Genomic DNA, 25,329 nt, shown 5'->3' with positions numbered 1-25,329 from the left:
GCCCGGTTATTTTGGTACTTAGAACTCATTAATTCTACGTTGCCCGGATTTTTTTAACCTCTGTGATTGAGCTTCTGTTTTCGTTTTTCCCTGCGATTCCTTAATATAATGCTTGATTGTGTCAGCAGTTACATTCCCAACAGATCGATAGAACTTTCCACTTGACCATAGACTTCCACTCCAATACTGGTGTCTCATTTCAGGATGAAGCTTGAAAAGTCTGTAAGAACTTCCTCCTTTCAAGTATTGAATTACCTCTGATAGAGAAGTACTTGGATGAAACTCTAGAAACAAGTGAACATGATCATCTACAACTTCCATTGCATGAATTTTGTAGCCTTTTTCCATGCAAATACTGCTGAGAATCAACTCGCAATCCTTTTTAATCCGCTTGTTGTAGAATATACTGTATCGATATTTAGGTACCAACACGATGTGGTAGGTAATCTGACCATAGCCATGGCTAAAACTACGTAGTTCCAACATTATATCACATCCTAGCCATAGGTGGCTGGCACCACCTGTGGTTATGGTGCCAAAAAAAACTTTATTTTACAAAGAACTGATGATTGAAACAGTTATGCGAATATAAAACAGCCAGCGAGGGTTCACTTCATCCCCGACCTAAAGGTCAGGGTATTCGTGACCCTCTGCGCTCCCATAGTAATAAACAGCTATAAGCTTTAAATTTGAGTTGTGAATAAATTAAAACAAAGGAACGTTCCTATACAAGTTTGTCTAACTTCAAGTCTGCCTATATAAGTATGGAAAAAAAGCGTATTATAAAAATTTGAAGGACTTTAGAAGTCCCGAGAGTACAGAAAATAGCCTGCTGCACAGGCATTTCTATTCAATAGACTGACCCTCCGTGTCTGACAAATCCTTCATAGATTCCATTTTCAGGAAATAGTAATTTTGGCTTATTAATTTTTAGTTAGGTTTACTACTCTCTGATTCCAGTTTAAATTCTGCACCTTAGGACATAGCCAGTATTTTCTTGCGCCTATGACATGATTTTTCAAATCTCCGAATCTGGACTTATTTAAACAAACCATTGATAATGGTTCTGATAGATCATATAAAGCCCGAAAAGTACCAGTATTGTTCCCGCTCCTTTTTTGAAGACCACATCCCACTTTGAAATAAGCCGGATTTTTGAAGATGAAAAGTGGGCTGAGTACGCGAGCAAGAGCATTGGTATCGCAAATCCAAGAGAATAAACTAAAAGGGTAAGGGCTCCTGTAATAGCATTCCCTTCTAAAGCTACCATGGTCAGAATCGAGCCTAGAATTGGTCCGACGCAAGGTATCCAGAGAACACCAAGGGAAAGGCCAAGCAAGAAGCCTGAAACAGGTCCTTCATCACCCATTTTCCCCATAAGGGGAAACTTTGAAAATGCATTGAATAAGCTTATGTCAAAGAGTAGTGCGAAACCCAGTACGAGAATCAAGACCTCTGCCAGAATCTTCAGTTGATCTGTATATGCGCTAAATACTGCCCCAAAGGCAGAGGTTGCCACTCCCATTATGGTAAAGGATATTGAGACTCCAAGCACTATTGCCAGGGGTCTCAATCTGTTTTTTCCTGCGGATGTTGCCAGGACAGCAGGCAGAAGAGGAAGGATGCAAGGGGACAGGACACTGATAATTCCTGCTCCAAATGCAGCCACGGGGGAAATAACTTCATAAGCCATGGTTACAATTTCTTTTTATAGTTTATTTACGATAGAGTTTTTCCGGAACTCCGGGTTTTACCATAAGTTTGAACTTCGAACTTAATGAATTTAGAAATTAGTTGTATCTATTAAGTTTATTTTTATAATTATGTACTTTTCCCCTCTTGGAGAAGAGCAAGGTTTATACGATTCTCATAAACCTCTTTTTCCATTTGTCCTTGAATTCTAGCCTTGAATCTATCCTTAGTGACTGCTCCATCCTCTTGAATGTACACATAGTCCCCGTCTTTAATACCCACGATCAAAGAGGTGTCAGGGACGTATCCGATATCAAAATAAGCTTCAAGGTCAGGACTCTCGGTTATATCTATAGACGCAATAGTAGCTTTCCCACTGTATTCTGTTGCCAGTTCTTCAAGCATGGGCTTCATAGCCTGGCATGGCCCACAGTGTTTAGATCCTATTTTCACAAGAACCGGTCCCTGCTCAAGGGATGCATTTATCTGTTCAAGAGAGGTTACTTCAAGAACATTACTTTCTTCCGGAGTTTCCTGATCAGTGGTGTTAGACTCGTTTGCTTCGACAATGCCGTTTTCTTCCTGGATTTCCTGAAGGTTTGTCTGTTCAGATTCGTTTGCTTCGACAATGCCATTACTCTCCTGAACGGCCTGGATGTCGGTGGAATTTTCCTGGTTCTCATCAGTACAGCCCGCAGTAAAGATTACAGCTGCAAGCATGATCAATAATATAACTAATTTCTTCATGATGTTCTCAACGTTAATTTTTTATTTTATATTATATTCCATATTATTTAGCAATTATGTTATATGATAATAATTTTCTCTTCTCAAGAATAACCTTCATTTTAAGATAGCCTTCGTTTTCTACTGATTGTAAAATTTGAATTCTGAAATAAAATTATTGATAAATCTCAAATAATTAACTCTAAGGGAAGAGAATATATGCCTAGTTTAAGAGACTTTTGGTCTATTGAAAATATATAAAAAAATTTAGATTAAATTTTAAAAGTAAATATGAGAAAAAATATGAAATATACAGGAAAGATAGAAGAGATCTTAAAAGGGGAAAAGCTATCTGAAAAGACTAATTACAATTACCGAGTCTACCGATTGAAAAAAAGTTAATTGATTGAAGGAAAGTCAGTTGATTTAAGCAAGAAGGTTTCCTCCAAAAAAGATCAGGTTTGCTGTTTAGCTTATTAAAGAAAGGTTAGCAGATTGAGAGGCTAACCAATCGAGAAAAAAATATATTACCAGGGAAACGTGTTAATCTTTCCCCTTTTTATTTCGCCTTACTCTTCCTCCAGAGTTTTTTCTACTGCAGTTACAACAGCTTCGAAGTTATTCTGCCATTCCGTACTGTGGTCAAGCAGACCCTGGACAATAGTGCCTTTATCTTCCATTTCTGCAACCTTTGGCTCAATAGGGAGGCTGGCAAGAATAGGAATATCGAAGTCTTTTGAGGCTTTTTCCACGCCTCCAGTTCCGAAGACTTCTATTGGCTTGCCGCAGTGGGGGCAAATAAGCCCATGCATATTGTCGACAAGCCCTATGATAGGCACGTTAAGTTTTTCAGAGAAGATTATTGACTTTCGGACACTGATAAGGGCTACATCCTGTGGAGTTGTAACAAGCACTGAACCGTCGCAATTGGGAATGAGCTGAGCCACACTAAGGGGTTCGTCTCCTGTGCCAGGTGGCAAGTCTATAATCAAGAAATCAAGTACTCCCCAGACAACGTCTTCAAGGAACTGTTTGATTGCCCCCATTTTGGCAGGCCCTCTCCAGATTATAGGAGAATCTTTGTCTCCGAGCAGAAAACCGATAGACATCATAGAAAGGTTGGGAAGTACCGAGATTGGAAGAATGCCTTCTTCATTAATATCGGGCCTTTGAGACTCTAAACCGAAAATCGTAGGAATTGTTGGTCCATGAATATCACAATCCAGAAGCCCAACTTTGTATCCTCGCAGGGCCAGCCCAGCAGCCAGATTTGCTGCAACTGTACTTTTCCCTACTCCTCCTTTTCCGCTCATAATCATGATCTTGCGCTTAATGCGCCTGAGGTTGACTACTATTTTTGGTTCTTCTGGCTTTTTCGACAAGCCCTCAAGTGGTTGAACCTTATCTGTCATTTTTATCGCCTGTGTAAAATTTCCGTATTATTTCCCGGTATTCAGATTTCTCTTTTACGTATCAGCATCTTCATTAATGTCAGCGCTCTCAGCGCTGATATAGTTACCGCCCTTTATCTCTATTGCTTTTCCTGTGCTAAGGGCAAGGGCGATTTTCATTCTCGCGGCTTTTAGATCTTCCCAAAAAGCTCTCCTTGAGATTCCTACTCTGACGGCTGCATCTTCCTGCTTCAGGCCTTCAACATCTACAAGTCTCAGTGCCTCAAGCTCTTCTACTGTAATGGATACAACCGCAAGGTCAGCCAACGGGACTCCTCTAGGCTTGAAATATGTGATGTCGGGCGTTTGCTCAACACGCCTCGGGCACTTTGGTCTTCCTCTGCATTTTTTCATAGGTTACTTATGCACATTGCGGAATAAATATATAACAATTTCTCTTTTCCAACAGAAAAATATATAAAATTATGTGCAAATGAGTGAAATTCCAGTTGTATGTTACAAGTTTAGAGGAAGTTCTTATAAAAGTATGCATACCTAAAAGAGGCAATGAAGCTCTTCACATATTTAAGTCCTGGTGCATCGATTCTCAATAGATACATAATAAGAAAATAATTCCAGCTTATTTTTGTCATTTGCAGTTTTATCTTCCATGACGACGCAAATATTATTTAAAAGTCATATGGAATTCTGTAACACGGAAAATGCAATCGGTTGCAGAGTGATTAAATCTGGATATTACTACCACGGAAAACGCAATCAGTTGCAGAATGATTCAATCTGGATATTACTACCACGGAAAGCACGGAAGAACCACGGCCTTTACTACTTATTTCCGTGTCTTCCGTGCTTTCCGTGGTTGTCAAAAAGTCATTTTTGACATACTTTGGAATCAGTACACCAGGTGGTTCAGAGTTTGTAGGCACAAAGACAAAGTCAGAGAAACTTAGCTTCTTAGAGGCAGATATCCTCAAAGATCAGTTTTTTCGCTCAAGCCTTTTCAAAAGTCTTGCTGCCGGGATACAGATATCCTCAAAGAGGCAACAACAGAAAATATCTGTGCAGGTTATAGATAAGAGTATGAACTTCATCATTAAACTGAGTGTCTTATTTTATAATTTTACGATAATTTTTCCATATTACCTTCTTATTGCCTAGAACTCTATCCATATATTTAGACATCCCTCATAGAAATATATATACCTCCACAGCTTATTTGTGACTATAATTCCCTATCCATGTAAAAACCCCGGGAGAAAAAAATGTGCAGTGCGCTTTATGCCGGATTAAGGACTGCGTGAAAGGTAAAAATTGTTCAGTCATTAAATATGGACTTGAGTATACAGGCGATGATCTTAAAGCAATTCAGATTTCTGCCTGGCTCGAATCCGATAGCATGAAAAGGACGAAACTTGAAGAGATAGCTATTTATGCAAAAAGTCTTGGGTATACAAAAATAGGAATTGCTTTCTGCATTGAGTATGAGAGAGAAGCAAGGCTGGTTTATGACATTCTTTCAAGATATTTTGAAGTGTTTTCAGTTTGCTGTAAAGTATGTAGCTTCGAAAAAGCCAGCCTAGGAATTAAAAAATCCAAGTATCTGGAGTATGAAGCAGTCTGTAATCCTATCGGCCAGGCACTACTCCTGAACGATGACCTTACGAATCTTAATATCATGTTGGGGCTTAAAACAGGCTATGAAATCCTCTTTGCAAAATACTCTGAGGCTCCTTCAATAACGCTGCCTATTGAGGAGTTACCCCAGTTAGCTGATTCAGAAATTGATGTTATAAAATGAGTTTTCAAAGTTAATTTTTAGAATTAGTTCTTTGGTTCTGTGAGTTGACATCCTGGAGAAAAATATGCTCAAAAAATCGAACACATCTGGATCGGGTTCTAAAACAGGGTCTAAATGCCTGAAGATCAGAGCTCATCACCTTTGCTGCATTCAGGGTTTTCAGGGTTATGGGTACAGCCCGATTTTTGTGGCAAATTTGAAGGCCGTAATTTCAGATCTTAAGGCTTTTCCTTCAAGACCTCTGGAACTGGTATCCGAATGTGATGTAATCTGTGAGTCCTGTCCAGGCAAAAGGGAATGCACTGTGCAGGAATCACCTATCTCTGGCAGGTTAAAGAGTATGGATCTTGTTGTTATCGAGAAATTAAAGATAAAAGAAGGAACAATCATGGAGGCAGATAAAGCCTTCAGTTTAATCAATTCACAACTAGCTAATCCATCCGACATTAATGAAGTCTGCGGGACCTGCAAATGGAGACAGAAGTGTCTCTGGTACATGCAAGAGGAAAGATAACTTCAGTTTAATCAATTCACAACTAGCTAATCCATCCGACATTAATGAAGTCTGCGGGACCTGCAAATGGAGACAGAAGTGTCTCTGGTACATGCAAGAGGAAAGATAAAATCATGGAAGAAAAAATTATGAAAGAAAAGTCATGGAAGATAAAACTGCAAATGACAAAATCTTTGATTTCGGCATAAAAAATGAAAATGTCTTCTTTCCTGTATTCGTCCTTCACCTTTTAGTTGGAACTTTTTTCTTGAGTATTTTTTTCCTGACTTTCATTTTAAACCTGCACTGATCTCATAGATTTTTGCAAGAAACTCGACATTCTGAACTGCATTTTGTTCTATTCCCAGTTCATATGGAGAAAAACCAAGAGCAAGGCCAAGTAGCTGAGAATAGTGAAGGACAGGGATCGAATAATCCATTCCGAATTTTTCATTGACTGCGATCTGCCCCCTATCAAATTGCAGGTGGCAGAAAGGACATGCATTAACAATACAGTCCACTCCTGCTTGCCGAATACAGGCAAGTTTGTGCTCAAGCATCTCTAGGGATTCGGTAGTATGCCCTGAACGTACTCCCCCTCCAGCCCCACAGCACATCATCTTGTCGGTATAGTCTACGCTTTTTGCACCTATGGCTTCAACGAGTTCGTCAAAGAAAACCGGCGCCTCCGTTTCTCCAAGATTTCTATCCCTTGAAGGCTTGATAAGATGACATCCGTAGTGTAGTGCCACTTTAAGGTCAAGCTGGGTTGTGACATGTTCCTTGAGCTTCTCAGGCCCAAATTCTTTATATAAATATTCAATTATGTGCCTAACCTCGGCAGTGCCTTTGAATTCCATGCCGATTTCTTTAAGGCAATTATTCGTGCGCTCCTTCAACTCAGGATCTTTTTTCAGTTCCAAATTAGCATCTGCCAGAGAGCCGTAACAACCATTGCAGACTGTAAGCACATCTCTACCCATCTTTTCAGAAAGAACTATATTCCGGCTGGCAAGAGCAAGCCAGGTTGCTTTATCAAAGGACTTGAAAACTCCTGGAGCAGGGCAGCAGGAAGCTCCTGGCAGGTCGGATACGTCTATATCAAGTTTCTGCAGGCAGAGTTTAGTTGCGTTTTCAATACCTGGATAACGATTGGGTATGATGCATCCAAGAAATAGCGATAGTTTTTCCATATTCTGCCTCCTTATGTTTCAGCCGTTAGCTCGTCAAATTTGCATGCTTTAAGAAGATTCCTTACTTCTTGAAGGGCTTCAGGATACTTCTGGACGGTATTAGGTATGGGATCAAGCCCGAGTTCTTCCCTCTTTTTCTTTGTTTCTTCATCCAGAGGGACTGAATGCCCGAATTCCATGACCATTTCCGATACTTTCCTGTGCTCTGGAAGCATGAAACCTTGTTTTACTGCAAGTCTCCTGAGCTCAAGGAGAGCATCAGTAATTGGTATATCGCGCGGGCAGCGTTCCTGGCAGGTGTAGCAGGTTGTACAGAGCCATAGGGCATCATCTGATAGAACAGTAGCTCTGTTCTTGCGTGCGTCCCGAAGAATTCTTCGCGTATTGAGCCCGGTGTGCCGTCCTGAAGGACAACTCCCTGTGCATATGCCACACTGCATGCAGGAAAATAAGTCAAGCCCTGCATCCTTTAACACTTTTGGCAATTCTTCACTCATACAGGTTCACTGTCTGATTTTATATTGGTTCTTCCATTTTAAAAAAATAAGCGTAACCGAAAGAAGAAGGTCAGGATGAAACGCTGCCTTTAAGTCAGGATGCTGATAGGCAGAGTTTCTAATTTCAAATGATAACCTAATTCGAACGGATTTATTCAGAGAGTTTTCAGTCGAATCCTCAGTTGAATCCTTTACTAAAGAATTCTTTATTATACATTTGTATTATTCTTATGATATTTAACATGAGCTAAATCATTCGGGATTAAAATCCAGATCAAGGGTAATTACAGATTAGGAGTACTTGCTGGAAAAATTGTTGAAGACGGAGATACAATTCCTTCAGGGATGAAACTAACCGTATTTTTTGACTTTATTTCAGTCAGATATCCCGCTAGCTTGCTGCAGGAACGGAAAACTTCCCACAGAACCTTCGAAAAATAATTGACTTTGTATATTTAATTACCTTTGTACTGTATATGGAATTCAGACATGTAAATTATTGTGTCTACAAAATAAAATACCATATGGTTTTTTTGTGTGAAGTATTGTAAAAACATATTTTAGAATATATACTCATTAAATTTTCAAAAAATTTATATTTTAGTATTAGTGAAAAATATGTATCCTCTTCGAATTGTATGGGTAAAAGTAAATTTCATGTTTTTGCTGAAAATTTAAAAATTTAACTAAGTTTAAGAAACAACTTCAAGCGATGCATTCAACGTTATAACTGTGTGATAAAATTGTTGCACTTTTTTCGAATTGGAAAAGTCTCCATTGAATTTGAAAAGGATACAATTATTCTATAAATTCACTTCTTCTATCCGCGCTATTGTCCCATTCTCAAGATATGCTATCCTATGGCAGACATGGTGCAGAACTTCAATGTCATGTGATACAAGCAGATAGGAAACTCCTTCCTCCTTCTGAATCTTCTGCATAAGGCGTAGTATCTGGGCCTGTACCGAAACGTCCAGCATTGAAGTTGGCTCGTCTGCAACGATCAATTCCGGTTTAACGGAAAGTATTCTTGCAAGCACTATGCGCTGTATTTCTCCCCCGCTAAGTTGGGCAGGGTAACGCTGAAGGTGCTCCATATTAAGGCCTACAAGCTCTGTGAGTTCAGTTATTTTTTCAGAAAGTGTATCTTTTGTAAGATTTGAGTGAATTCTCAGCGGCTCTGCTATGCTTTCAAATCCCTTCATCCTGGGGTTCAGTGATGTTTCAGGATGCTGGAAAATCATTTGTATTTTGGGGAGTAAAATTGATATATTTTTATTCTTTCTGTCTGAAATATCCTTATCTTTGAATATAATATTGCCTGAACTAGGTTTTTCAAGACCTGTGATACACTTGCCGATTGTGGTCTTCCCTGAGCCGCTTTTGCCAAACAGCCCAAGAGTTTCTCCTTTTGAAATGGAGAAGTTAATGTCTCTGATTATTTCATTGGAATCGAATGACTTAGACAGAGATTTTACACTCAGTACATGTGACATCTGACCACGCCTCCCTCAAATTCTCTTAGAAGAGGATGCTCACTTACACATGAAGCTGAATTAAATTTACATCGCTGGCTAAAGAAACATCCCGTCGGCAGGAATATTCTGCTTGGACTCTGCCCTGGAAGAGGTACAAGTCCATTGCGTGGAAGAGCATTGACAAGTCCCTGTGTGTATGGGTGTGAAGGAGAATTGATAATCTTTTTCGCCCTATTCACCTCAACGATCTCCCCTGAATACATAACAGCTATTAGGTCGCATATACTGAGAGCAAAATCAAGATCATGCGTGATTATCAGCATCGTTCTTTTATGGTCTGACTTTATATGCATGAACAATTCACAGACCTTATCTACAGAATCCGGGTCCAGTCCTTTTGTTGGTTCGTCAGCTATGAGCAGCTCAGGATCTGAACAGAGAGCAATTGCAGCCAGAAGCCTTTGCTTCATGCCCCCTGAAAGCTGGTGTGGATACGAATTGCATACGTGATTAACATTTTTGAAAAGTAATTGTTTCATTATTGAGATAATTTTTTCCCGTTTCTCTGGAAAAGTAATATTTTTGTTATCAAAAACTTCAATAACCTGTTTTCCATTTTTCAGAACAGGATTCAGGGATTTTGCAGGATTTTGGGGTATCAGTGAAATTTCCTTACCTCTTATATTTTTTATTTCCTTTATGTCCATTTCCAGCAGATCCATACCATGGAAATATATACTCCCGCTTACATGGGCATTGTTTGCAAGCAAACGCAGCACAGATTGCCCTACAACAGACTTGCCAGAACCTGTTTCCCCGATAATCCCAATGCATTCTCCTTTTTTAATATTCAGTGAAACCTTGTTCACGGCTTTCACATATCCTTCATTGGTTTCAAAAAAGACATCAAGGTCACGAATTTCAAGAATATTTCCCGACATGTTCAATACATATCACCACCTTTGTCCTGAGGATCCAGAATATCTCGCATTCCATCGCCAAGTATGCTGAAAATAACCACAAAAGTCGTTATCGCCATTCCAGGGAAAATTGTCTGGAACGGCGCTGTCCTCATATAGGCTTTTCCTGCACTCAGCATGGCACCCCATTCGGGGATATCGGCAGGAAGCCCAATACCCAAAAAACTCAGGGCAGATATGGAGAGAATGACATGCCCAATGTCAATTGTCGCAAGGACAAGGATGGGAGCTATAGAATTGGGAACGATGTGCCTTAATAGTACCCTGAGATCTCCTACACCTATCATCTTTGCTGAAAGCACATATTCGTTCTTTTTAACTGAAATTACCTGTCCCCGCATCAGTCGGGCGTAACCTGCCCACTGAACAATTGAAAGCGCAATTATGATATTCATGACACCAGTGCCAAGCATACTCATTACTGTCAGGACAAAAATAATCCCCGGAAATGCAAGGAATATGTCTATAAGTCTCGAGATCACCTCATCCACATAGCCTTCATAGTAACCTGCCATGCATCCCAGAAAAACGCCAGACACAAGAGATATCAAAACAACACCAAATGATATCAATAGGGATGTATGGGCCCCAATCATTATTCGGCTCAACATATCACGTCCTAGATAGTCGGTGCCAAGTAAGTGTTCTGATGAAGGACCAAGATTTTTGTTTGTAAGATTTGCCTCATTGGGATCAGATGGGACGATCCATGGAGCAATTAGGGATATTGACATTAGAGAAAAAAGAAGGATAAGGGCAATCAGCATGTCCTTTCTCCTGAAGATCATCTGTATGTGTTCTTCACTGATGATGCTGTCAGGAATTTTTATATTTTTCATCATAACCACGTTTTAATCATATTTTATTCTTGCATCCAGATACGTATAGAAGATATCCACCAGGAAATTTATCATAAGAAACATTGCCACTATACACATTACGCAACCCTGCACAACAGGAATGTCACGAGCAGATATCGAATTGACAAGGAGACTGCCTATTCCAGGCCATGTAAATACCTGTTCTATAACAATGGAACCACCAAGCAAATGCCCCATCTGAAAGCCAAGAACTGTTATCACTGGTAGCAGAGCATTTTTCATCGCATGCCTTAAGACTATAGTTCTTGTAGAAAGTCCCTTAGCTACGGCAAATTTGATGTAATCCTGACCAAGTGTCTCAAGCATGCTTGTTCGTGTAATCCTCATCACCGATGCTATCGAATGTGATGAGAGCGCAAGGGCTGGCAGGAAGAGATTCTCCAGACTACCATAATCCGTTGCAGGTATCAGTTTGAGCTTGACTGAGAAGAGAAGGATAAGAAGCAGGCCGATCCAGAATCCTGGCATCGAAACTCCAAAAAGGCTGATAAACCTGAGAATATGATCTGACAACTTATTCTGTTTCAAGGCAGAATACACTCCCAGGCTTATACCTAAAACAACAGTTATCAACATACTTGATGTCGCCAGAAGGATTGTTGCCGGCAGACGCAGTTTCAGAAGATATATCACAGGTTTATGATATACATAAGAAGTACCGATGTCACCGTTTAACAGAAAGTTTTTCAACCATTCGAAAAACTGAATGTATAGAGGGTCATTGAGGTTATATTTTTCTGAAAATTGCATCAATTGCTCTTCTGTAGCTGTTTCTTCAAGACCTATAAAAGTATGTTTGAGAATTATCTCTGTAGTTTCTCCAGGTATCATATGCATCAAGAAAAATGTCAGTGCACACGCCACAACAAGTGTGATCAGCATGGATGCAAATCGTTTTAGTAAATACCTGTGCATATATCCCTCCTGAAAAAAAGAAGACCGGTATTACCGGTCATTTCAAAATAGAGTTTATTTCTCAATATACATCCCGGCATTAATGCGGTAGTCGTGAGCTGTTGGGTCAAAGGTGTAACCCTTTACCTTATCTTTCTTAACGATAGCACAACCATAATAAGCCACAAGGATCATTGGCTGTTCTTCGTATACTATTTTTTCAACCTCGTTGAATTTCGCATATCTCTCTTCCTGATTGGTGATGCCGTTTGCTTCTTCTATGAGTTTATCGACTTCAGGATTTGAGTATCCTGGCTTATTGTCTGTACCATTTGTGCTGTACCAGTTAGTGAGGACAAATTCAGGATCAGGCACCATTGCGATGGCAAATGGTGCAAGACTCAGATCCCAGTTTCCTTCTTTTTGCCTCTCAAGAATATTACCGTATTCCAGCACTTCAGGTGTCACTTTTATGCCGATTTTACTTAGCTGTGCTGCAATAGCCTCTGCCATTGGGGGAAGTCCGGGCCTTGTTGAAAATGTCATGAGATTAAGTTCCAGCTTCTGACCATCTTTCTCTCTTATCCCATCTCCATCGGTGTCAATCCAGCCTGCTTCAGTCAGAAGTGAATCTGCTTTTTTATAGTCCTGCTTGTAGGGTTCAAGGTCTTTGTTAGCCCAGACCATGTTAGGAAGGAAAGGTCCGGCTGCAGGTTCGCCTACATTATAGAGTACATTTTTTACAATGCTATCCCTGTCAATTGCATAAGAGATCGCCTGCCTGACTCTGGTATCTTTTAACTTGTCCTTTGCGAGATTTACGTCTATCTTATAAACTCTGGGTTCCACGTGTTTTTCTACATTAATATCCTCAAGAGCATCAATCCTGTCGGTTTCACTGTATGGTACATCTACTGTAAAATCGATCTCTCCGCTTTCTATTGCTATTGCTCTTGTGTTGGGATCTGGCATACCTTTGATTACCATTCTATCAAGGCCTACCTTCCCTCCCCACCAATTCTTATTCTTAACAACTGTAAGTACATTGGTCTGCTCGTCAAATGACTCGAACATATACGGGCCGGTGCCTATGGGTTTTACCAGGTTCCCGTTTTCATCTACCGAATTCCTGTTTATTATTGCAGTGCAGGGATAGTGAAGTACAGCTGGAAGTATCGAATTGAAGTTGGCTGTTTTTATGAGCAGAGTATAGTTATCTTTTACTTCTATAGATTTTACATTCAACATTGATGCAACATTGACATTCCTGCTAATGGCTCTATCCAACGAGAATTTTACATCTTTTGCAGTCATATTGGTTCCATCATGGAACTTGACATCCTTCCTTAGATTGAATTCCCATGTATTATTGTCAAGCTGCTGCCATGATGTTGCAAGACCTGGTGCCAGTGAAAAATCCTCATTTGTTGTCACAAGAGTTTCCACAACCAGAGCTTTTTCACATATTACCTTCATGTCTTCAGCTGGATCAATAGATTCTATGTCCCACATTTCCCCAATTGTCAGTTCCTTAACGTCACTTTCATTACTTATATCGGCTTTACCTGAATCGAGACAACCCGAAATTGCCATTGTGACTACCATAAGCACAGCCATAAGCAAAAATGAGCCTGCTTTCTTTCTGTACATATTCCCTCCTCTTTTAAATTTACTTTTCACCGTAGAGCATGTAATAATCGTAGTTGTACCCGATTCGTTTCCAGAAAGACATATATTGCTTCTGTATTTTCCTGATATGAGATATGTCATAGGCATCGATTTTTGAAAATCCGGCATTCTTAAGATATTGTCTAGACTCTTCCAGTGAAGTGCCGCTGGCATTGGGAAGCGAAGCTGCCAGTTCTTTAGAATAGTTTCCTTTCCATGGATTTGCCTGCTCAAAAATAAGAATTCCAAGACTGCTTATAAAACGTCTGACTCGGGTGTTTAGAGAACCGTCGTCCCAGATCCCGTCGACGATTATGGCATAACCTCCATCTCTAAGGACTCTGTTCCAGTTCTTTACAGCTGTTTTCGGGTTGGGGAGAGTCCACAGAAGGTGGCGAGTTATTACCACGTCGAAGTTTTTTTCATCAAAAGGAGGATTTTCGGCATCGCCTTTAAGAAATTTAATGGATAGCCCCTGGGACATGGATTTTAGGCGTCCTTTTTCCATCATTTTCTCGGAAAGATCAAGACCTGTGACGTTATGTCCCATCTCTGCAAAAAGAACGCTTAACTCACCGGTTCCACAACCTACATCCAGAACATCAAGTTTTCCTTCTGGAATGATCTTTTTGAACATTGACTTCCAAGCATCAGCTTCCTCAAGACTTTTCACTTTGTGCCCATGCTGTGTGTCATAGGTAGCTGAAGATTCGTCCCATTTGCTTGTAATGAGTTCTTTGATTTGTTTGTTTTCAAGAGTCATGGGGCGTTATAATAATAAAAAAATATAAATAATTCACTTTATTGCTAATGTTTATTAGTAGTATTATTAATGTTTATTAGTAGTATTATTAATGTTTATTAGTAGTATTATTAATGTTTATTAATAGTAATACAAAGAGTCCAGTGGTATGAATTAATAACGAGCCTATCCCAAAAGACACTTTATTAGTAATCGTTGGAAATTTTTCAAAGTTGTTTTCATGATCTTGAGCTTTATTGATTGTTCGAAATACAAAGCCTAAGAAGCAAATTTCAAGTTTTGGGATGAGCTCAACTAATACATTTATTGTGTGACTTCATTATGTGACGGCTTTGAATTAAGTTCTACGAATTATTTAATTAATAATATGAATATATTAGCCTAGATTCGGCAGGTCGACATTTCATTTTCGATTTTTTGCTGATGGCGATTTTAAAATGATGATTCCTTATTGTGTGCAGTTGTGAGATTTACATATGATCCAAGCATAATCTCTCATACTAAACTTTAATGGAAAAATGATTCAGTATTTATATATAGGAGTTAAGCCACACGTTAACCAGTTTTATATTTAATGTAAATTTATCAAATGTTCAAAAACGATATCAAGAAAAATATTTAAATTCCTTATATCGACCTGCCGAATCTAGGATTTACGAAAACAGTGAGGTCGAAATAGAATCCTATGATTGAAGATAAAAACATAGAGATAAGATTTGTGAGGATTATTTATTTTAACAAAGAACGAAATTTTAACAAATTATATGTTTTATCCTGAAATAATTACACTTTGAAACTTTTTTCTTTTTATATATTTTCACAACTCAACCAATTTCACTCTTATTCTGAATATTACCTCAGCCGGTAATCTATTCCAGAATATACTTTGTGATGATTCTAACTGTTCAAGTTTCAAGGCTCCATGAAGCCTCTTGTTACAACCACTGTATGAATTATTCGAAAAACTCAAACTCTCCTCTAAACCTTTAATATGTATAGAACTATTTCTCTATTTTCCGTTTGTCTGAGGATGTCTTACCCTTGCAAGTATTGGTTTAATTCCAGGTTATTCAATGCGTCTTAGAGTTAAACACTATTCTATGAACCATCTTTATTGATCCTGTGAACTCTGAATTCACTTCCACGATAATTTCCTTAAAAGGCATATGTCACAGTACTCACTGACAAGTTCATCAATCACTTTAATGGTGTTCTCCATGTTACATGAACATATTCTCCACCTGCAATTCATTTTTGGTGACTCATCAAGAATGGCACAGACCTGCAAGCCTAATCTGGGGTTTTCGTGCCAATCGATGCGTGCAGCAGACATGCTGTGTTCATGTTATATCTGTACCATTTTCGTCTCAGTTTCTTTTTTCGGTTCTCACCGACAAGGTTCATGCTGAGTAGATATTTATGGATTCTGTTAAGAGATATCTTACGAGTATATTTGCCTTTCATGAAAATCTCAAGGTCACAGGCTCCAAACTTGTAATCTAAATAAGTTCGATCAATCAATTCCTTTTCGTCAGAGGATAATGGCTTCTTTGGTCTTCCAAGATTATTGCCAACTTGGGGAGCTGGCCACAGTTTCAACGTATTCTTTATAGATCTGCTGAAATCGGCGAGCTGGGATCCAGAGGATCTCAGCTATCGTATAGGAGGATTCCCCTTTCAACTTTTGAGCAATGATCCAATGGATCTTTTTCCTGTCAAGTTTCACAAAAGATAAGGGATTACAAATAACATAGTTAACGCGAAATAATTTCGGGATAAAACATGTTTTTTGCAATATTTTTTTGATCGATGTTCTTCCGGCTCTTTTTATCCGAGATTTTTAGGAGAAATTTATCCCGAGATCTTTAAATCCGTTAAGTTTTGCAAGGTTGATCAGCAGTGGTGTAAGCGATTCCATAGTATTTGCCTGCTTAAGAGGGCCTCCATCCAGGGGTTTCATGCATCCCATATGATCTGTAAGTTTAATGACCAGCTTCTTTGCTTCGGCATCATCGCTACATACCAGCGCATGGTATACAGCTTTACACTTAACAATATCCCTCAATTTTCTTGCCGGGATGTTGTGGAAAGCTGCAACAACTTTTGTAGAAGCCGGAACATTTTTCTGAATTGCAAGAGCGGCTGAACCTTCCTCGGGAGGTTTATATACAAAAAGGTCTCCTTCCTTTACCATCGGGACTACAGGAGTAATCAGAATCTTGTCTTCAAGAGCCTCACGAATCTCATGCAGCAAAGGCAAAATGTAGTCAAAACGAATAGTAAGAATTATTACTTCGGCTGCCTGCGCAGCTTCATAGTTACTGTTTCCTGTGATAGTTATCCTAGACGTATCAAACCCGCAGTTTTCAAGTTCGGAGATGGCTTTTTTTGCGGCTTCATTGGCAGCTTCCTTGGATCTGGACCCTATAATTACTTCGTTCTTTACGCCTTCAGCCATAAGGTTTTGAAGGGCCAGCCTGAGCACCATGCCCTCTCCTATATTGCCAGTTCCTCCTAAAACAGCTATTTTTAACTTTTCAGAAATCAATTTGAAAAAACCTCCAGTTTGCTAGATTTTCCATAAAATATATCAGGAAGTAATGTACTTTCTGTCTTTGTTAATTAAATTAAGATCGCTAATTAAATTAGAATATTATGCATAGCGATTCCAAACTTTAATAATTACTTTCATTAATCTGGATATTTCTCTAGAACTATAAAGTTAAACTCTTTTATTAATTTCGCTTTTCTCATTTAATATTTCTTTTAATATTTTAACACTCAGAATAAACTCGGAACAGACATTGCAAAGATTTTGGAATGAGCGTAGTTTATTTTTGCTTGAATTTTTCATTCAAGCAGTAAGACTCCTACACATATCGTTTTCTCAGGTTTGCAGAACTCAAGTACAATTCCTGCCTTTTCCATTGTCTTCAGGAGGTTTATTCCTACAGCCTCAGGTGCAAAACGCCTCAATTCTGGTTTTATGCATTTTTCAAGATTACAGACATCGCATTCATTGCATGAGCCGGGCCTAAGGAGATGCGCAAAAGTAAAGCCTTCCCTGAAAGCTTCCTGCTCAAGCTCTAACATTTTATGGAAGGAGTCCTTACGAATTTCTCCCCAGACCTCAAGGATATCTGACACCTGTGAAGTATCGCGTTCATCGATAAGTAGAAGCGCACTACTGTACTCTCCGATGATTTTTCTAAACTCCTCAACCGATATAATATTAGGTGGACAGCTCAATCTTTTTCCATAACCTCTGCAGCCGTAAGCACATTTCAGAGCAATCCTGTTTTCAACCGGAATGTTTTCTGCATCCACAAGGTAAGCCTTGAGCCCCAACCCTGAAGCCTTTTCAACAAGATCTTCAAATTTTCCTAACATGATAGCCCCTTTTCAAAAAACCCTTTTGTTTCTATTTCTTGTTTCGTCCTAATTTGTTTTCTTTCCAATTATTTATTCCATTTTGAGAAACGAATTAAGATCTCACCAGCCCTAAAGTTAACTAGCCCTAAAGTTAACTAGCTCTAAAGTTAACTAGCCCTAAAGTTAACTAGCTCTAAAGTTAACTAGCTCTAAAGTTAACTAGCCCTAAAGTTACTTTTTATCTTTTAAGAAATCATTGCAAGAAATATATTTATAAAAAAAACACTGAGAGAAATATAATTTTGTTATAAAAAACAAAAATTATTGCATATATTTACTGAGCCTATCCCAAAACCTATTTTATTCTAAATCATCGTGAGCTTTTGGGATTATTTTAGTGATTAGGTATTCAATTGATTGTTCCAAATACAAGATTCAAAAAAATCAAATTCTGAGTTTCGGGATAGGCTCACTATCTATATTTGCTCATAAATTCTTGCCATATTCACTAATGCAAGTGATATCTCTTAATTGATAACAGATAATTAGTAAAGGAATCTACATGATTAAAAAAGTACCCTTAACCGAATTGAAAAACCGGATGAGAAATTTTAGAAAACGAATGGATATCTCAAATCCCCAATGGGAGATAACTGTTATTTTTAGCAAAATAAATCTTTATTATTTTACAGGTACGATGCAAGATGGAATGCTGATTATCCCCAAGCATGGAGAAGCAACTTTCTGGGTACGTCGCAGCTACGAAAGAGCCCTGGATGAGTCTTTATTTCCAAATATAAAACCTATGAACAGTTTCCGTGATGCCGCAAAGAGTATAAGTGGGCTTTCGAACACAGTATACCTTGAAACCGAAGTTGTTCCTCTAGCTTTGTACCAGAGATTTCAAAAATACTTCCCTTTTAAGAATGTCAAATCTGCTGACGCTCAAATTTGCGCTGTCAGAGCAGTAAAAAGCGAATATGAACTCTCGCTAACAAGAGAAGCTGGAAGGATTCACCAGCATGTACTGGAAGATCTTGTACCCGAAATGCTAAAGGAAGGAATGAGTGAAGTAGACCTATCAACCGAACTATATTCAGTTATGGTTGAAGAAGGACATCACGGATTATGCCGTTTTGGAATGTTCGATACCGAGATGGTCCTGGGAAATGTTTGCTTCGGTGAAAGCTCGATTTATCCTTCCTACTTTAACGGGCCTGGCGGAATTTACGGGATGAGCCCTGCAGTTCCCCTTATCGGAAGCCGTGATAGAAAACTGAAAAAAGGAGATCTGGTATTCATTGATATCGGATGCGGTGTTGAAGGCTATAACACGGATAAAACTACCACATATATGTTTGGTTCTTCGCTTCCACAATACGCCATAGATGCCCATAATAAATGTGTGGAAATACAGAACGAAGCTGCTTCAATGTTAAAACCAGGTGCCATACCCTCGGAGATCTACACCACCATAATGAATAAGCTCGATTCGGAATTTCTGCAGAATTTCATGGGTTTTGGCAACCGCAAAGTTAAATTCATAGGCCATGCGGTTGGGTTACTAATCGACGAAACACCTGTGATTGCTGAAGGATTTGATGAGCCACTCCAGGAAGGAATGGTATTTGCTCTCGAACCTAAAAAAGGAATTGAAAACATTGGAATGGTAGGAATTGAAAATACATTTATAGTAACTGCTAAAGGTGGAGAGTGTATTACAGGAGATAATCCTGGATTGATTCAAATGTTTTGATTAATAAAGTCCTTTATAAAGCCAAGGTTTAATCAATTCATAGAAAACTGACAAAACGAGGAGTCACACTCTTTACAAATCAACACGAACTAGATAATTAATGTATTCCTTGCAGCTATCTAGTTTTTTTCTTTTTTTCAAACATTAAGAAAAGGCTGCTCAAAGTTTATGTTTGAGCTGTTTCAGTATTTGAGCCATTTCAGCAACTCCGGCTCCACAGCTGGATTCACAAAATATTTTGTAAACTTGCCTTCTACTTCAGAGAAAATGACATCGTCTTCCCTTAATTTTTTTATATGCCAGTGAGTAGTGCTTTTGTCTAAATTCAGTTTTTCTGAGATTTCCTGGTTTGTAATTTCAGGATTTTCCAGAATATTAAGGAGTATTTGTTTTCTTGTACTGCCTTTAAGATGTGAGATTATTGTTTTATCGTTGTTTGTGAAAACATTGGAATTTTGAAAGACTCTTGTGAACTTTCCTTCATTCGTTAAGATCAATTTATCTTCAGCTTTGAGTGCTTTGATCTGATATCTTATAGATCCCAGGCTAATTTTCAGGTTTCTTGAAATTTCGGATGGCGTACACCCAGGCTCATTCAGCACATAATTAATAATTCTCTTTTTGTTGACATTTTTACTTAGGCTCCTTATCTGACCAAGAATTATGGGAGCCAGTTTGAAAAAGGAAAAGAAAACAGTCAAATACCCGATTATGTAAGCGATTTTGATTGACAAAGGAAATTCCCAGAATGAGTACGTTACGTCAGCACCGCTCATGTCAACAGTATCGCCCAATTTTTCAAGTTCTTCATCGGGTAGGCAGGGACCAACGGTATATCCTCCGGTGTCTGCACTCGTAGTACCTAGGGTACTCAGAACCAGAATAAAAAGTAATCCTATCTTCCACATAGCAGCGATAAATTGAGTAATCATGTTTGAGAATTCAGATTGTATAATCTTCTTTTCCGGTCACCCTGTACCCATATACTTCATACTTCCAAGTTCCCGGTTCAATTCCATTTGAATTTTGAATATTCAGGCGAATTCTCCCGTCAACAACTCCATCAGTGTTATCATAGTAAGAACCTAGCGCTGAGCCACTAGGAGTATATATTTTAAGCCGAAGAGAGTCTGTTGAATCTCCCCAATTAAGATCTACAGCCAGAAGGGTAAGACCACTACCTACGTATTTTCCATGCAGATTTGTTTCTCCCTGACTGACGGAATCATAAACTGTCATGCTTCTGTATTCAGAAAACGTAAATAAGGATCTCGGCCCTCATACTGAAAAATACAGACAGGATTTTCCCGTAGTGGCGGGTGCAAGTAATATTGAAGTCCGCCTTCTTATCAATGAGTTTGATTCGAATGATTACGGAAATGTTCACCTAACATTATATGATAAGAATGATCAACCTGTCGCAAACGACACTTTCCATCAATTCGAAAAATACTTAGATGTCTCATCTAAAAATGTCTCCCCCGGTGAGTGGTATATAATTGTATCTATCGAAAAAGACCTCGGTGCTAATACAGTTAATGTGGGTGGGAACATAAATGTGTTTGGAAGAGACCCCAATAGCACAATTATTTCTTCTTAACTTCAGAATCCTTCTGACCTAGAAAACTCTTTTTAATTAGCTTCTCATAAAACGCAATAACAGCCAAAATTGCAAATAAACATGAAAGGAAAAGAAGAGGATTTTTACGATCAGCAATCGGATTATTTATCTCAATCATTTCCATAGAGTATTTATTAAAGTCAGAGGTTTCATTTTCCATGAAGAGGACCCCATTTTCATCTTCAGACCATATTTTTAGATTGTGACTACACGGGGTAAGAACTAAAAAACCTCCCGTATCCAGAGGCCCGAAACCATCTAGGTAATAATAAAGAGTCCTGTTTGAGTCCACAGAATTTTCTGGATACCCGATTATATATTTCCCGCCGCAATACTTTATTTCTTGGTCGGAAAGCTCAAAACTTCTGTTCTGCTTTTCCTCATTTACAATGTTTATGCTATCAGAGCCTCTGTTTCCATAACAGTCGGTTGCAAGAACTTTGATAGTATGTTTTCCTTCAGGAAGTGAAAAGTTCCTGCCTGATTGGAGATTTCCCAGGCTCTGGTTGTCAAAGAAGATGTCAATAGTAGCCTCTGGGTCAGATACATTATAGAGGAGTTCAAATGAGGCTCCAGAGACCTCTGGATTGGAAACATTAACAAATGGAGCCTGATTCTCGTAAGGACTAGCCAGATAGATGAGACTTTTGGCAGTAAGAACACTTACATTCCTGACGATCGAAAAATCTATATTGTCAACTGTATCACTTAACTTGTGGAAGTTTCTACCGTTGTGATGACAAATTGCTACTGCAGGAATATCACTTTCCCAGAAGATTTCATGATCTCCTCCGATTAAAGGATGAATAAAGTTTGAGTAATCCGGAATGTCACATTGAATTTTGATCCCTAAGTCCCTTGCCTCGTTTTCAAGAACGGATTTAAGCCAGGCATTCTGGGGAAGATATTCTACGTAAAGAGGCTCGTTTCCTATAGAATCCACATTAATAACTGCAACGATATCATCTTTCAACTCAGGATGGGCTTCTACCCAGGCCTGGCTGCCGAGAAGATTGTATTCTTCTCCGGAAAAAGCAATGAAATATATTGTCCTGTCAAAAGACTCATTCTGCAAGACCCTTGCAAGTTCAAGCATACAGGCCACCCCTCCGGCATTGTCATCCGCTCCGGTTCCGTTGGCCGATTCACAAATATAGGTGTCGGACCAGACTGGCCAGAGATAGGGCTTTCTTATCTCAGAATCAAAAATATCCTTCAAACCTGATTCTGGATGTACAATTATTCTTGAATCATAATGCGCGGTTACGAGAATAATCTCGTCTTTAAGAGCTTTTCCCTCTTTAATCCCCACTACGTTTGTGCCGCTTACATTCCAGTAATTGAAGTCACGTGTACGTACCCTCGCGGAAAAATTGTCCAGAGAAACCTGCAGGCCTGCTTTTTCCATTTCATCTTTTATAAATAGGGAAGCTTCAGCAGCGTTTTTACTTCCAATTTTTCGTTCTCCAAAAGAAGATATAATTCGAGTTGAGTTTTCAAGCCTGGTTTGAGAAACATCAAAAGATATAGATGTGTTGTTATGTTGCATGTTGGAATCAAAACTGTAGGCCGCCAGGGCGTCTACATTCTTGTTAACTGGCCCGATTTCAGTATCAAATGACGGTGTTACTGTATAGTTGCTTGATGGTTCCCTTTCGTCTAGATTTTCAATTGTTGCTGCCGTAAAGGAAGATAGAAAAAGTAAAGTTGCCAGTGTAATGAAAAGTATCCTGCTTGACATTGTTAATTCTCAGATAACACGTATTAATAGAGTTTACTTAAATTTTATGGCAAAATAGTCCAATTATCAGCACAATAGCTTTGTAAATCTTAAAACAATCTAATTTTAGATTTAATTATATTTTCAGTTGGATGATTTGGTCACAAATTAATTATAAGAGTAAGTTCCTAGAAAAATATGAACATTTAAAAAGATATTCAGTGGAGCTCAAATTCTCTCTGGAAGGTTTATTCGAACTCCACCTTGCCCGGATTTCTTTAACCTATGTGATTGAGCTTCTGTTTTCGCTATTCTCTGCGATTCCTTAATATAATGCTTGATTGTGTCAGCAGTTACATTCCCAACAGATCGATAGAACTTTCCACTTGACCATAGACTTCCACTCCAATACTGTTTTCTCATTTCAGGATGAAGCTTGAAAAGTATGTAAGAACTTCCTCCTTTCAAGTATTGAATTACCTCTGATAGAGAAGTACTTGGATGGAACTCTAGAAACAAGTGAACATGATCATCTACAACTTCCATTGCATGAATTTTGTAGCCTTTTTCCATGCAAATACTGCTGAGGATCAACTCGCAATCCTTTTTAATCCGCTTGTTGTAGAATATACTGTATCGATATTTAGGTACCAACACGATGTGGTAGGTAATCTGACCATAGCCATGGCTAAAACTACGTAGTTCCAACATGTATCACATTCTAGCCATAGGTGGCTGGCACCACCTGTGGTTATGGTGCCAAAAAAACTTTATTTTACAAAGAACTGATGATTGAGACAGTTATGTGAATATAAAACAGCCAGCGAGTGTTCACTTCATCCCCGACCTAAAGGTCAGAGTATTCGTGACCCTCTGCGCTCCCATAGTAATAAGAAGGATTACAATGAACCTCTCCAGGAAGGAATGATATTTGCTCTCGAACCCAAAAAGGAATTGAAAATATAGGAATGGTAGGAATTGAAAATACTTTATAGTAACTTCTAAAGGTGGATAGTTTATTACAGGAGAAAATCCGGGACTTATTCCTGTGTTTTGAATAATTAAGTCTTGTATAAAGCTAATGTTTAATCGATTAATAGAAAACTGACATTGAAATAAAACTGTTCGAAGTTTATATTTTGAGCCATTTCAACAACTCCGGCTCCACAGACGGGTTCACAAAATATTTTGTAAACTTGCCTTCTACTTCGGAGAAAATAATATTATCCTCCCTTAATTTTTTTATATGCCAGTGTGTAGTGCTTTTGTCTAAATTCAGTTTTTCTGAGATTTCCTGATTTGTAATTTCAGGATTTTCCAGAATATTAAGGAGTATTTGTTTTCTTGTACTGCCTTTAAGATGTGAGATTATTGTTTTATCGTTGTTTGTGAAAACATTGGAATTTTGAAAGACTCTTGTGAACTTTCCTTCCTTCGTTAAAGTCAACTCTTCTTCGGCTTTGAGTGCTTTGATCTGATACCTTATAGATCCCAGGCTAATTTTCAGGTTTCTTGAAATTTCAGATGGCGTACACCCTGGCTTCCTCAGCACATAACAAATAATTTTCTTTTGAGTAACATTTTTACTTAGACTCCTTATCTGACCAAGAATTATGGGAGCCAGCTTGAATAAGGAAATGAAAGCAGCCAGGTATCCCAATATATAAGCTACCTTGAATGACAAGGGAAATTCCCAGAAGGTAAGAGTCCTGTCCGCCCCGCTCATGTCAACGGTATCACCCAATTTTTTGAGCTCCTCTTCGGGTGGGCAGGGACCAACGGTATATCCTCCGGTATCTGCACTGGTTATACCTACTGCGGCACTCAGAACCAGAATAAAAAGTAACATTACCTTCCACATAGCTGGTCTATAATTTGAGTAATTTCGTTATCAAATTCAGATCGTATAACCTTCTTTTCCGGCCACTCTATACCCGTATACTTGATATTTCCAGGTTCCCGCTTCAATTCCATTTGAATTTTTAATATACAGGTGAATCCTACCGCTAACTGCTCCATCAGCATTATCATAATAAGAACCTAGCAATGAGCCGCTAGGAGTATATATCCTGAGCCTTAGTGAATCAGTCGAATCTCTCCAGTTAAGATCCACAACTAGAAGATTTAAACCACTGCTAACTTTTTTCTCATGTACGTTTGTCTCTCCCTGAAATATGGTATCATAGACTGTCAGAATACCTATATCTTTGTCAGCGAGTCCAATTTCAGTACTAGGGGAGGAGACTACAGTATAGTTGCTTGAGGTTTTCACTTTTTCCACATTTTCAGCTGCTGTCGCGGTAGTTGCGGATAAAAAAAGCAGGGCTATCAATATAATGAATAATATTTTTCTTGACATTTTAAATTCTCCTGTTAATACGTGCCAAA

26 protein-coding genes and 1 pseudogene are annotated in these 25,329 nt (G+C 38.7%); 4 read left to right on the top strand and 23 right to left on the bottom strand.

Going from position 1 to position 25,329, the window contains the following annotated elements; translation table 11 throughout:
* Positions 1-18 precede the first annotated feature (18 nt).
* From tnpA (MSBRW_RS01965) to MSBRW_RS21665, 6 genes are all read right to left on the bottom strand, one after another.
* A complete protein-coding gene (gene tnpA, locus MSBRW_RS01965) occupies positions 19-486 on the bottom strand; it encodes an IS200/IS605-like element ISMba16 family transposase (protein ID WP_011305479.1) in 468 nt (155 codons plus the stop codon).
* Between the two features lie 556 nt (positions 487-1,042).
* Complete coding sequence (locus MSBRW_RS01960) at positions 1,043-1,693, bottom strand: cytochrome c biogenesis CcdA family protein (RefSeq protein ID WP_011305661.1); 651 nt, start codon at positions 1,691-1,693, stop codon at positions 1,043-1,045.
* Between the two features lie 128 nt (positions 1,694-1,821).
* Complete coding sequence (locus tag MSBRW_RS01955) at positions 1,822-2,439, bottom strand: thioredoxin family protein (RefSeq protein ID WP_011305662.1); 618 nt, start codon at positions 2,437-2,439, stop codon at positions 1,822-1,824.
* Positions 2,440-2,987: 548 nt separating this feature from the next.
* Entirely contained in the window at positions 2,988-3,830 is an 843-nt protein-coding gene (locus tag MSBRW_RS01950) for an Mrp/NBP35 family ATP-binding protein (RefSeq protein ID WP_011305663.1), read from the bottom strand.
* A 54-nt stretch (positions 3,831-3,884) separates the two neighbouring features.
* Positions 3,885-4,223, bottom strand: a complete 339-nt coding sequence (locus MSBRW_RS01945; protein ID WP_011305664.1) for a DUF134 domain-containing protein — start codon at positions 4,221-4,223, stop codon at positions 3,885-3,887.
* Between the two features lie 329 nt (positions 4,224-4,552).
* Positions 4,553-4,801 (bottom strand): hypothetical protein, encoded by a 249-nt coding sequence (locus tag MSBRW_RS21665; RefSeq protein ID WP_011305665.1) that lies wholly within the window; start codon positions 4,799-4,801, stop codon positions 4,553-4,555.
* Positions 4,802-5,091: 290 nt separating this feature from the next.
* On the opposite strand from MSBRW_RS21665, the gene MSBRW_RS01935 reads away from it, so the two are divergent.
* Positions 5,092-5,625: a DUF1847 domain-containing protein gene (locus MSBRW_RS01935; RefSeq protein WP_011305666.1), complete on the top strand. Its 534-nt coding sequence runs from the start codon at positions 5,092-5,094 to the stop codon at positions 5,623-5,625.
* 64 nt (positions 5,626-5,689) lie between these two features.
* Positions 5,690-6,139, top strand: a complete 450-nt coding sequence (locus MSBRW_RS01930) for a DUF1284 domain-containing protein (protein ID WP_011305667.1) — start codon at positions 5,690-5,692, stop codon at positions 6,137-6,139.
* Positions 6,140-6,408: 269 nt separating this feature from the next.
* Here MSBRW_RS01930 and hdrB read toward each other — a convergent pair whose 3' ends face one another.
* From hdrB to MSBRW_RS01875, 11 genes and pseudogenes are all read right to left on the bottom strand, one after another.
* A complete protein-coding gene (hdrB, locus tag MSBRW_RS01925) occupies positions 6,409-7,311 on the bottom strand; it encodes a CoB--CoM heterodisulfide reductase subunit B (RefSeq protein ID WP_011305668.1) in 903 nt (300 codons plus the stop codon).
* 11 nt (positions 7,312-7,322) lie between these two features.
* A complete protein-coding gene (gene hdrC / locus MSBRW_RS01920) occupies positions 7,323-7,808 on the bottom strand; it encodes a CoB--CoM heterodisulfide reductase subunit C (RefSeq protein ID WP_011305669.1) in 486 nt (161 codons plus the stop codon).
* 803 nt (positions 7,809-8,611) lie between these two features.
* Entirely contained in the window at positions 8,612-9,304 is a 693-nt protein-coding gene (locus tag MSBRW_RS01915; protein WP_011305670.1) for an ABC transporter ATP-binding protein, read from the bottom strand.
* Complete coding sequence (locus MSBRW_RS01910; protein ID WP_011305671.1) at positions 9,289-10,227, bottom strand: ABC transporter ATP-binding protein; 939 nt, start codon at positions 10,225-10,227, stop codon at positions 9,289-9,291. The genes MSBRW_RS01915 and MSBRW_RS01910 overlap by 16 nt, the downstream gene beginning before the upstream one ends.
* A gap of 2 nt (positions 10,228-10,229) precedes the next feature.
* The gene (locus MSBRW_RS01905) at positions 10,230-11,105 is read right to left on the bottom strand and encodes an ABC transporter permease (RefSeq protein ID WP_230669925.1); all 876 of its coding nucleotides are present in this window, start codon (positions 11,103-11,105) and stop codon (positions 10,230-10,232) included.
* A 12-nt stretch (positions 11,106-11,117) separates the two neighbouring features.
* The gene (locus tag MSBRW_RS01900) at positions 11,118-12,062 is read right to left on the bottom strand and encodes an ABC transporter permease (RefSeq protein ID WP_011305673.1); all 945 of its coding nucleotides are present in this window, start codon (positions 12,060-12,062) and stop codon (positions 11,118-11,120) included.
* A gap of 54 nt (positions 12,063-12,116) precedes the next feature.
* Entirely contained in the window at positions 12,117-13,691 is a 1,575-nt protein-coding gene (locus MSBRW_RS01895) for an ABC transporter substrate-binding protein (RefSeq protein ID WP_011305674.1), read from the bottom strand.
* Between the two features lie 19 nt (positions 13,692-13,710).
* The gene (locus MSBRW_RS01890; protein ID WP_011305675.1) at positions 13,711-14,472 is read right to left on the bottom strand and encodes a class I SAM-dependent methyltransferase; all 762 of its coding nucleotides are present in this window, start codon (positions 14,470-14,472) and stop codon (positions 13,711-13,713) included.
* An 817-nt stretch (positions 14,473-15,289) separates the two neighbouring features.
* Positions 15,290-16,198, bottom strand: a pseudogene (locus tag MSBRW_RS01885) (transposase family protein).
* Between the two features lie 114 nt (positions 16,199-16,312).
* A complete protein-coding gene (gene npdG / locus MSBRW_RS01880; RefSeq protein WP_011305676.1) occupies positions 16,313-17,020 on the bottom strand; it encodes an NADPH-dependent F420 reductase in 708 nt (235 codons plus the stop codon).
* 302 nt (positions 17,021-17,322) lie between these two features.
* Positions 17,323-17,862 carry a DUF2284 domain-containing protein gene (locus MSBRW_RS01875; RefSeq protein WP_011305677.1) on the bottom strand — a complete coding sequence of 180 codons (540 nt, stop codon included), beginning with the start codon at positions 17,860-17,862 and terminating at the stop codon, positions 17,323-17,325.
* 544 nt (positions 17,863-18,406) lie between these two features.
* Between MSBRW_RS01875 and MSBRW_RS01870 the strand changes: the two genes are divergently transcribed.
* Positions 18,407-19,600 (top strand): M24 family metallopeptidase, encoded by a 1,194-nt coding sequence (locus MSBRW_RS01870; RefSeq protein ID WP_011305678.1) that lies wholly within the window; start codon positions 18,407-18,409, stop codon positions 19,598-19,600.
* Between the two features lie 182 nt (positions 19,601-19,782).
* Here the strand turns inward: MSBRW_RS01870 and MSBRW_RS01865 are convergent, their stop codons facing one another.
* Both MSBRW_RS01865 and MSBRW_RS01860 read right to left on the bottom strand, forming a co-directional pair.
* Positions 19,783-20,532 carry a winged helix-turn-helix transcriptional regulator gene (locus tag MSBRW_RS01865; protein ID WP_011305679.1) on the bottom strand — a complete coding sequence of 250 codons (750 nt, stop codon included), beginning with the start codon at positions 20,530-20,532 and terminating at the stop codon, positions 19,783-19,785.
* Between the two features lie 10 nt (positions 20,533-20,542).
* Positions 20,543-20,839: a hypothetical protein gene (locus MSBRW_RS01860; RefSeq protein WP_011305680.1), complete on the bottom strand. Its 297-nt coding sequence runs from the start codon at positions 20,837-20,839 to the stop codon at positions 20,543-20,545.
* Between MSBRW_RS01860 and MSBRW_RS01855 the strand changes: the two genes are divergently transcribed.
* Positions 20,838-21,200, top strand: coding sequence for a hypothetical protein (locus MSBRW_RS01855; RefSeq protein ID WP_048102534.1), 363 nt, complete (start codon positions 20,838-20,840; stop codon positions 21,198-21,200). The genes MSBRW_RS01860 and MSBRW_RS01855 overlap by 2 nt on opposite strands.
* On the opposite strand, the gene MSBRW_RS01850 is transcribed toward MSBRW_RS01855, so the two are convergent.
* The 4 genes from MSBRW_RS01850 to MSBRW_RS20705 all read right to left on the bottom strand — a co-directional run bounded on the left by MSBRW_RS01850 (position 21,187) and on the right by MSBRW_RS20705 (position 25,300).
* Positions 21,187-22,962 carry a M28 family metallopeptidase gene (locus MSBRW_RS01850; protein ID WP_011305681.1) on the bottom strand — a complete coding sequence of 592 codons (1,776 nt, stop codon included), beginning with the start codon at positions 22,960-22,962 and terminating at the stop codon, positions 21,187-21,189. The two genes, MSBRW_RS01855 and MSBRW_RS01850, sit on opposite strands and share 14 nt — an antisense overlap.
* A gap of 207 nt (positions 22,963-23,169) precedes the next feature.
* Positions 23,170-23,652, bottom strand: coding sequence for an IS200/IS605 family transposase (tnpA, locus tag MSBRW_RS01845; RefSeq protein WP_011305682.1), 483 nt, complete (start codon positions 23,650-23,652; stop codon positions 23,170-23,172).
* Between the two features lie 421 nt (positions 23,653-24,073).
* On the bottom strand, positions 24,074-24,790 hold the full coding sequence (locus tag MSBRW_RS01840) for a winged helix-turn-helix transcriptional regulator (RefSeq protein ID WP_048102537.1): 717 nt from the start codon (positions 24,788-24,790) through the stop codon (positions 24,074-24,076).
* 48 nt (positions 24,791-24,838) lie between these two features.
* On the bottom strand, positions 24,839-25,300 hold the full coding sequence (locus MSBRW_RS20705; RefSeq protein WP_011305684.1) for a hypothetical protein: 462 nt from the start codon (positions 25,298-25,300) through the stop codon (positions 24,839-24,841).
* Positions 25,301-25,329: the final 29 nt, after the last annotated feature.

The sequence above is a fragment of the Methanosarcina barkeri str. Wiesmoor genome (genome assembly GCF_000969985.1).
Classification (GTDB): domain Archaea; phylum Halobacteriota; class Methanosarcinia; order Methanosarcinales; family Methanosarcinaceae; genus Methanosarcina; species Methanosarcina barkeri_B.
This window is presented reverse-complemented; position numbering and strand designations above follow the sequence as displayed.

Coding starts and splice junctions, on each gene's coding strand:
- MSBRW_RS01875 (WP_011305677.1), bottom strand. CDS start 17,862: ATGTTAGGAAAATTTGAAGATCTTGTTGAAAAGGCTTCAGGGTTGGGG.
- tnpA (WP_011305682.1), bottom strand. CDS start 23,652: ATGTTGGAACTACGTAGTTTTAGCCATGGCTATGGTCAGATTACCTAC.
- MSBRW_RS01890 (WP_011305675.1), bottom strand. CDS start 14,472: ATGACTCTTGAAAACAAACAAATCAAAGAACTCATTACAAGCAAATGG.
- MSBRW_RS01960 (WP_011305661.1), bottom strand. CDS start 1,693: ATGGCTTATGAAGTTATTTCCCCCGTGGCTGCATTTGGAGCAGGAATT.
- hdrC (WP_011305669.1), bottom strand. CDS start 7,808: ATGAGTGAAGAATTGCCAAAAGTGTTAAAGGATGCAGGGCTTGACTTA.
- MSBRW_RS01870 (WP_011305678.1), top strand. CDS start 18,407: ATGATTAAAAAAGTACCCTTAACCGAATTGAAAAACCGGATGAGAAAT.
- MSBRW_RS01900 (WP_011305673.1), bottom strand. CDS start 12,062: ATGCACAGGTATTTACTAAAACGATTTGCATCCATGCTGATCACACTT.
- MSBRW_RS01855 (WP_048102534.1), top strand. CDS start 20,838: ATGCTTCTGTATTCAGAAAACGTAAATAAGGATCTCGGCCCTCATACT.
- MSBRW_RS01955 (WP_011305662.1), bottom strand. CDS start 2,439: ATGAAGAAATTAGTTATATTATTGATCATGCTTGCAGCTGTAATCTTT.
- MSBRW_RS01850 (WP_011305681.1), bottom strand. CDS start 22,962: ATGTCAAGCAGGATACTTTTCATTACACTGGCAACTTTACTTTTTCTA.
- MSBRW_RS01895 (WP_011305674.1), bottom strand. CDS start 13,691: ATGTACAGAAAGAAAGCAGGCTCATTTTTGCTTATGGCTGTGCTTATG.
- MSBRW_RS01945 (WP_011305664.1), bottom strand. CDS start 4,223: ATGAAAAAATGCAGAGGAAGACCAAAGTGCCCGAGGCGTGTTGAGCAA.
- MSBRW_RS01930 (WP_011305667.1), top strand. CDS start 5,690: ATGCTCAAAAAATCGAACACATCTGGATCGGGTTCTAAAACAGGGTCT.
- MSBRW_RS01865 (WP_011305679.1), bottom strand. CDS start 20,532: ATGATTACTCAATTTATCGCTGCTATGTGGAAGATAGGATTACTTTTT.
- hdrB (WP_011305668.1), bottom strand. CDS start 7,311: ATGGAAAAACTATCGCTATTTCTTGGATGCATCATACCCAATCGTTAT.
- MSBRW_RS01840 (WP_048102537.1), bottom strand. CDS start 24,790: ATGTTACTTTTTATTCTGGTTCTGAGTGCCGCAGTAGGTATAACCAGT.
- MSBRW_RS01905 (WP_230669925.1), bottom strand. CDS start 11,105: ATGAAAAATATAAAAATTCCTGACAGCATCATCAGTGAAGAACACATA.
- MSBRW_RS01915 (WP_011305670.1), bottom strand. CDS start 9,304: ATGTCACATGTACTGAGTGTAAAATCTCTGTCTAAGTCATTCGATTCC.
- MSBRW_RS01910 (WP_011305671.1), bottom strand. CDS start 10,227: ATGTCGGGAAATATTCTTGAAATTCGTGACCTTGATGTCTTTTTTGAA.
- MSBRW_RS20705 (WP_011305684.1), bottom strand. CDS start 25,300: ATGTCAAGAAAAATATTATTCATTATATTGATAGCCCTGCTTTTTTTA.
- MSBRW_RS01860 (WP_011305680.1), bottom strand. CDS start 20,839: ATGACAGTTTATGATTCCGTCAGTCAGGGAGAAACAAATCTGCATGGA.
- MSBRW_RS01950 (WP_011305663.1), bottom strand. CDS start 3,830: ATGACAGATAAGGTTCAACCACTTGAGGGCTTGTCGAAAAAGCCAGAA.
- tnpA (WP_011305479.1), bottom strand. CDS start 486: ATGTTGGAACTACGTAGTTTTAGCCATGGCTATGGTCAGATTACCTAC.